Raw genomic sequence first — 272 nt, 5'->3', positions numbered from 1 at the left:
ACATCGCCTGTTGCGGTGGATCGCAGGGACCGACAAGTCGCACAGCAGTTATTTCCAGATCGACTTCGGGCAACCGGTCAGATAGCTCGATAAGCGAACCTCCTTCAATTCGGTCTCGTGCCAGCGAGAAAGGGACCCAGGCGAGGGCAAACCCTGACGTGGCCATCTCGATCGCTGCAAATGTTAACGCCGTTTCAGCCTTGGGTGATAACTGAAATTCTCTCCGCAATCTGGACAGAATTGTGATTTCCAAGACCTGCCCGAGGAATACC

The 272-nt window shown here is 54.0% G+C and carries 1 protein-coding gene; it reads right to left on the bottom strand.

Translation table 11 applies throughout. The annotated features are described in order from the left end of the window. A partial coding sequence (locus SB660_RS20655) for a type 2 periplasmic-binding domain-containing protein (protein ID WP_410584216.1) occupies positions 1-272 on the bottom strand: 272 nt, incomplete at both ends.

Origin of the sequence: Bacillus sp. SIMBA_005 (assembly GCF_046535585.1) — a bacterium.
GTDB classification, from domain to species: domain Bacteria; phylum Bacillota; class Bacilli; order Bacillales; family Bacillaceae; genus Bacillus; species Bacillus pumilus.
The sequence above is the reverse complement of the archived record's forward strand: the minus strand, read 5'-3'. Positions and strand labels throughout refer to the sequence as shown.